General features: G+C 44.6%; 6 protein-coding genes and 2 tRNA genes. 3 read left to right on the plus strand and 5 right to left on the minus strand.

The genetic code is table 11. The annotated features are described in order from the left end of the window. Positions 1-94: 94 nt before the first annotated feature. Positions 95-179 (minus strand) — tRNA-Tyr (locus AAFM34_RS20205). 35 nt (positions 180-214) lie between these two features. After that, positions 215-290 (minus strand) — tRNA-Thr (locus AAFM34_RS20210). Between the two features lie 209 nt (positions 291-499). On the opposite strand from AAFM34_RS20210, the gene coaA reads away from it, so the two are divergent. After that, positions 500-1,423, plus strand: coding sequence for a type I pantothenate kinase (gene coaA, locus AAFM34_RS20215; protein ID WP_341665959.1), 924 nt, complete (start codon positions 500-502; stop codon positions 1,421-1,423). 38 nt (positions 1,424-1,461) lie between these two features. Here the strand turns inward: coaA and AAFM34_RS20220 are convergent, their stop codons facing one another. After that, positions 1,462-1,809 (minus strand): 5-carboxymethyl-2-hydroxymuconate Delta-isomerase, encoded by a 348-nt coding sequence (locus tag AAFM34_RS20220; RefSeq protein ID WP_341665961.1) that lies wholly within the window; start codon positions 1,807-1,809, stop codon positions 1,462-1,464. Between the two features lie 249 nt (positions 1,810-2,058). Between AAFM34_RS20220 and tpiA the strand changes: the two genes are divergently transcribed. Together tpiA and AAFM34_RS20230 are read left to right on the plus strand one after the other, a co-directional pair. Beyond that, complete coding sequence (gene tpiA, locus AAFM34_RS20225) at positions 2,059-2,829, plus strand: triose-phosphate isomerase (RefSeq protein ID WP_341665962.1); 771 nt, start codon at positions 2,059-2,061, stop codon at positions 2,827-2,829. A gap of 107 nt (positions 2,830-2,936) precedes the next feature. Next, a complete protein-coding gene (locus AAFM34_RS20230) occupies positions 2,937-4,289 on the plus strand; it encodes an MATE family efflux transporter (protein ID WP_341665964.1) in 1,353 nt (450 codons plus the stop codon). A gap of 12 nt (positions 4,290-4,301) precedes the next feature. Here AAFM34_RS20230 and rraA read toward each other — a convergent pair whose 3' ends face one another. Then, complete coding sequence (gene rraA, locus AAFM34_RS20235; RefSeq protein WP_341665966.1) at positions 4,302-4,820, minus strand: ribonuclease E activity regulator RraA; 519 nt, start codon at positions 4,818-4,820, stop codon at positions 4,302-4,304. A 76-nt stretch (positions 4,821-4,896) separates the two neighbouring features. Next, complete coding sequence (locus AAFM34_RS20240; RefSeq protein WP_341665968.1) at positions 4,897-5,814, minus strand: 1,4-dihydroxy-2-naphthoate polyprenyltransferase; 918 nt, start codon at positions 5,812-5,814, stop codon at positions 4,897-4,899. Positions 5,815-5,893 lie beyond the last annotated feature (79 nt).

Consider the following 5,893-nt stretch of genomic DNA (forward strand, 5'->3'; position numbering starts at 1 on the left):
TATCGAACCCGCATCATCAGCTTGGAAGGCTGAGGTAATAGCCATTATACGATGCCCGCAACACGTAACTCTGTGAGCTATTTCCTAAAGAATATGGTGGGGGGGGACGGATTCGAACCATCGAAGGCAGTGCCGGCAGATTTACAGTCTGCTCCCTTTGGCCACTCGGGAACCCCCCCAAATTTTCAAACCACAATAACTATTAAAGTTATAATGGTGCCGACTACCGGAATCGAACTGGTGACCTACTGATTACAAGTCAGTTGCTCTACCTACTGAGCTAAGTCGGCATAAGTGGTGCGCATTCTAGTGAAGGAAACGCTGCCTTGCAATAGCTAAATCAAAAAAAAAACGGTTTTTTACCGAGTTTGCGATTGTTTGCTGAAAAATCAAACAGTCAAACGAGGTCATTGGATTATTTTTGCCCCTGGGATTTGGCAATTAAGCTCGCTTGTTGTATTTTCCCAGCTCATTATCGCGAATCTCTGTTAGGAAGACTATGTCGCCATATCTCTCTTTTACTCGCCAACATTGGGCAGAACTGCGTAACTCTGTTCCTATGACGCTTTCCGAGAGTGATCTCATAGAGCTGCAAGGCGTAAACGAAAAGTTATCCATGAAAGAGGCGGTAGAGATATACCTGCCACTTTCTCGTCTACTTAATCTTTACGTCGCAGCAAGACAAAGTCGCAACTCAGTCCTGAACAACTTCCTTGATAACTCAGAAAAAGCCCCCCCTTTTATTATTGGTGTCGCGGGAAGTGTCGCGGTAGGGAAAAGTACCACAGCTAGGCTACTTAAAGAGTTACTCTCGCGTTGGGATAACCATCCCAAAGTCGAGCTTGTAACAACCGATGGATTCCTTTACCCAACAAAAGTACTCGAAGAAAACGGGATTTTACACCGCAAAGGGTTTCCAGAATCCTATGACATCAAACGTTTGATTGAATTCGTTTCTGATGTCAAAGCTGGCAAACCCAACCTAGAAGTCCCTATCTACTCGCACATTACCTATGACATCACAGAGGATGTAAAAGTCGTTGATCGCCCAGATGTGCTTATTATTGAAGGGCTCAATGTACTGCAGAGTGGAATGGACTACCCACATGCCCCACACAGAGTATTTGTATCCGACTTTCTTGACTTCTCTCTCTATGTCGATGCCACGAGTGATGTTATTGAGCAGTGGTACGTAGAGCGTTTTCTCAACTTCCGTCTAGGCGCCTTTACTGAGCGAGGTTCTTTCTTCAGTCACTACACCAAGCTGAGTGTACAAGAAGCAGAAAAAGAAGCTCATAGAATTTGGCGCTCAATTAACGGCATTAATCTTGAAGAAAATATTTTGCCAACCAAAGGCCGCGCTCAACTCATCCTAAAAAAAGGCCTAGACCACACTGTTGAAGAAATTTTATTGCGTAAATAACTCATTCGGTTCCTGCTAGGGTTGAGCTTGATGCAACCCTAGTTGAGTACTTTTAGAAAGCATTCTTTATCCATATCGCGGATATTAATGGTTAGGCTGTGAACCTGCCCCGCCTCTTGCTGCAAAACTTCCATGAGCTGGCACGACAAGCGCTTTTTTTGCTCCTGAGTTCTACCATCAAGTAAATCAAAATTTATATGAATGAAGTCAGCATTAGTGCCTGTCTGTCCAACAAGCCAATTCTGGTAACAAAGGGAACGTGACTTTACAGAGTTTGGCTCAAACAAGTCACACTCAAGTGCCACTTGATGTAATGCTTTAAGAAGTCGATTAACATCAACCAAATCCTCAACAGAGTGAGAATATTCCATGACTAAATTGGGCATGACGCTCCTTAGCAAATAAAACACACATGAGACAGCACGACTATCAGCACATGAGTTGTCTCTTGTTATAACGGTCTGCCCAACCTAACAGCTTATCCTACAATATCCTATCTGGTTGCATACAAAATGCCTGATAGATCACTCGGCTAATACGAACAGACATGATGCTAATCATGATCTCCCACTGTTTATCTGTTATATTCTTACGAAGATTTTTTACATTAATTGATTAAACACGGAGATATTCCTATGCGTCGTCCTGTAGTCATGGGTAACTGGAAGCTTAACGGTAGCAAAGCTATGGTAAAGGAGCTACTGACAGGCCTTAACACCGAACTTAACGGTCTTGAAGGCGTTGATGTAGCCGTCGCTCCACCAGCTCTTTATATCGACCTAGCAGAAAAGCTCATCGCAGAAGGTGGAAACAAAATTATCCTAGGTGCTCAAAATACGGACCTGAATAACAGCGGCGCATTTACAGGCGATATGTCTCCTGAAATGCTTAAAGATTTTGGTGCAAGCCATATCATTATCGGCCACTCTGAGCGACGTGATTATCACAATGAGTCCGATCAGTTCATTGCCAAGAAATTTAACTTCTTGAAAGAAAATGGTCTCAAGCCAGTATTTTGTATTGGCGAGTCAGAAGCTCAAAACGAAGCGGGTGAAACAGAAGCAGTTTGCGCTCGCCAAATCAATGCGGTTATTGACACTTATGGCGTTGAAGCGCTTAACGGTGCAATTATCGCATATGAACCAATCTGGGCTATCGGCACAGGTAAAGCGGCTACGGCTGAAGATGCCCAACGCATTCATGCTTCAATCCGAGCTTTAATTGCAGAGAAAAGTGTCGCCGTTGCGGAGCAAGTGATCATTCAATACGGTGGTAGCGTTAAGCCAGAGAACGCTCAAGCTTACTTCTCTCAGCCAGACATTGATGGCGCTCTCGTTGGTGGTGCCTCTCTTGACGCTAAGAGCTTCGCCGCGATTGCAAAAGCGGCAGCCGCAGCCAAAGCATAATGATGCGATAACTTAAAGTATAAAGGTCAGCGATTGCTGACCTTTTTTGTGTCTTGCCCGCCAATCAAGTATCCTACCCTTTTCGTCCATTAGAGCCCTTGTTCGAGATGCAGGATAAATATGGTCTTTTAACAGCCCCTATTCCCCAAGTACTCAGGCAAATGACCATTCCGATGATCTTCGGTATGGTGTCAATTCTCATGTTCAATCTTGTGGACACTTTCTTCATTTCTTTGTTAGGTACTGAGGCGCTCGCTTCCATCAGCTATACCTTCCCAGTCACATTTGCCCTAAACTGCATCACTATGGGAATAGGTGTAGGCCTGTCAACCAATATCGCACACTTACTCGGCCAAGGAAAAACCGTCCGCGCAGCAAGATTTGCCTCGCACGGCCTTTTGCTCGCAGTCATGCTAATTATTCCAGTATCCGCTCTAGGGCTAGCAACGCTTAACCCTTTATTCTCACTCTTGGGTGCTCCTGATGAGCTTTTGCCCCTAATCGATAAATATATGCGTGTCTGGTATCTGAGTATTCCATTACTCGTTATTCCTATGGCAGGTAACAGTGTGATCCGAGCAACAGGAGATACAAGAACACCTGCCAAAATTATGATACTGGCCGGCATCATCAACGGTGTATTGGATCCGCTACTTATATTTGGCTGGGGCCCTTTCCCAGAATTAGGTATCCAAGGCGCCGCCATCGCGAGCGCTCTAAGTTGGTTAGGTGCCTGCATTTGGTCCTTGTATATCCTTACTCTGCGAGAACGTATGCTGGCGCTTCCAAATATGGGTTATGTTTTTGAAGATGTGAAACTTATTCTGAAGATTGGCACTCCCGCAGCGCTCTCTAATACTATGATCCCTTTATCTGGAGCACTGCTGATGGTTTTGATTTCAAGCCAGGGCACGGCTGCCGTTGCCGCTTATGGAGCTGCTCAGCGGCTAGAGTCTATTTTAATTATCGTTTTGATGGCGCTGTCTTCTGCTCTTACCCCTTTTATCGCTCAGAATCTAGGTGCTGAGAATCATCAGCGTAGCTTTGCTGGGCTATTTATTAGCATGCGGTTTGCGTTAGTTTTTCAAATGGGCGTATTCATTGCTATGATCCCGCTTAGCATTCCTCTGTCATCGCTTTTTTCCCAAGAACAAGCTGTCAGAGATTTACTCTGGCACTACTTACTTGTCGTGCCATTTAGCTATGGCTTTCAGGGAATAGCTATGATACTGGTCTCTGGACTCAATGCACTGCACAAGCCGTTAAAAGCGTTCCAGTGGAGCTTTATGCGATTGTTTGTGTTCGTCCTACCAAGTGCTTGGTTAGGAAGTCATTGGCTAGGGAGTGAAGGGATCTTTATTGGGATTGCGCTTGGCAATATAATCAGTGGAGTACTAGGGTACCTGTACGCCTTACAACTAAGGCGACAGCATCTGCAACTGGTCATACAAGAGCACTAACTAAAGAAACGATTACTTAGCTAGTAAATCATCTTCTTCTACCTCAAGATCAACATCAAGTCTCTCCTGAGAAATAATCACTCCTGTGTTATCTGCATAGAGATAATCTTCTGGAAGAAAGGTGACGCCACCAAAGTTGACCGCAACATCTACTTCACCGACACCTTGAGATGTTGCTCCAACAGGGATTGAAGCTAAAGCTTGAATACCTAGGCTCATATCTTCCAGTTCGTCAACTTCACGTACACAGCCATAAACAAGAATACCTTCCCATTCATTTTCTTCTGCTATCGAGGCAAGCTCTGCGTCAATGAGTGCGCGGCGCAGTGAGCCACCACCGTCAATGAGCAAAACACGACCTAAACCATCTTGCTCTAATGCTTCTCGAATCAGACCGTTGTCTTCAAAACACTTAACTGTGGTGATCTGCCCCGCAAATGAAGCACTGCCACCAAAGTTGCTAAACATGGGCTCAAGTACATCCACTTGTTCTGAGTAAATGTCACACAAAGCCGACGTGTTGTATTCCATAGTGTTCCTTCCCATACGGTTGGCCATCACAAACGAGTATATAGCGACATTAAGTCATTGCAATGACAAGTCTCAATTAACTGGCCAGAGTTTGAGCTATAACCACTCCTGCAAACAATAAATTAGTAATTAGTGAACATTTCACAACCGTGGGCATCATAGGTGCAATATGCACAGGCTGCTGTGCTAACCAGACCAACTTACCATGCTTATATACAATCATTGCACTTAATAAAAAGGGTAGTGTCAGCCACACTGAGACTGGCTGACGCACCAGATAAGCAGTAAAGGCAAGTAAGGCACCTGATAAAAGTAGCGCATGATAATGCTTGGCTTTTCGACAACCCAGCCTAACTGCGATAGTTCTTTTCCCACACTGCTGATCATTTTCTATATCGCGCATATTATTTACATTTAAAACCGCAACCGCCATGAGGCCACACCCTACCGCAGGCAATATCAAAGCAGGTGTAACGGTCCCTGTGTGCAGAAAGAAAGTACCCATTACACCAAGCAAGCCAAAAAAGATAAACACAGAAATATCACCCAAACCCACGTAGCCATAAGGTTTGTTGCCGACCGTATACGCGATTGCAGCAATCATTGCCAGCACACCTAGACCAAGGAATAGAAGAATGTTGTGCAAATTATCTAGGGCGTATAAAACCAGAGTCAGACCAGACACTACCGTCATCACTGAATTAATAACAATGGCTTTCTTCATACTTTCTGGAGTGACAGCACCGGATTGAATAGCGCGAACGGGCCCCAGGCGCTTGGCATTATCGGTTCCTTTAAGGGCATCACCATAATCATTCGCCAAGTTGGATAATATTTGCAATAAGGTAGCAGTGATAAACGCAAGTATGGTGATCAGAATGGAAGCCTGATGAGTAGAATACGCGAGTACACTTCCCGTTAATATAGACACTAACGCAAGTGGAAGCGTTTTCGGACGAGCGGCATCTAGCCATATAGATAAAGACTGTTTCATGCTCACCAGTTTATCGTCATTGTGAAGTAAGCTGGCGGTAAACCCCATCTAATCATTTCCTTTTAAATTCGGTATTGTC

This window comes from Vibrio sp. (genome assembly GCF_038138445.1).
Taxonomy (GTDB): Bacteria; Pseudomonadota; Gammaproteobacteria; order Enterobacterales; family Vibrionaceae; genus Vibrio.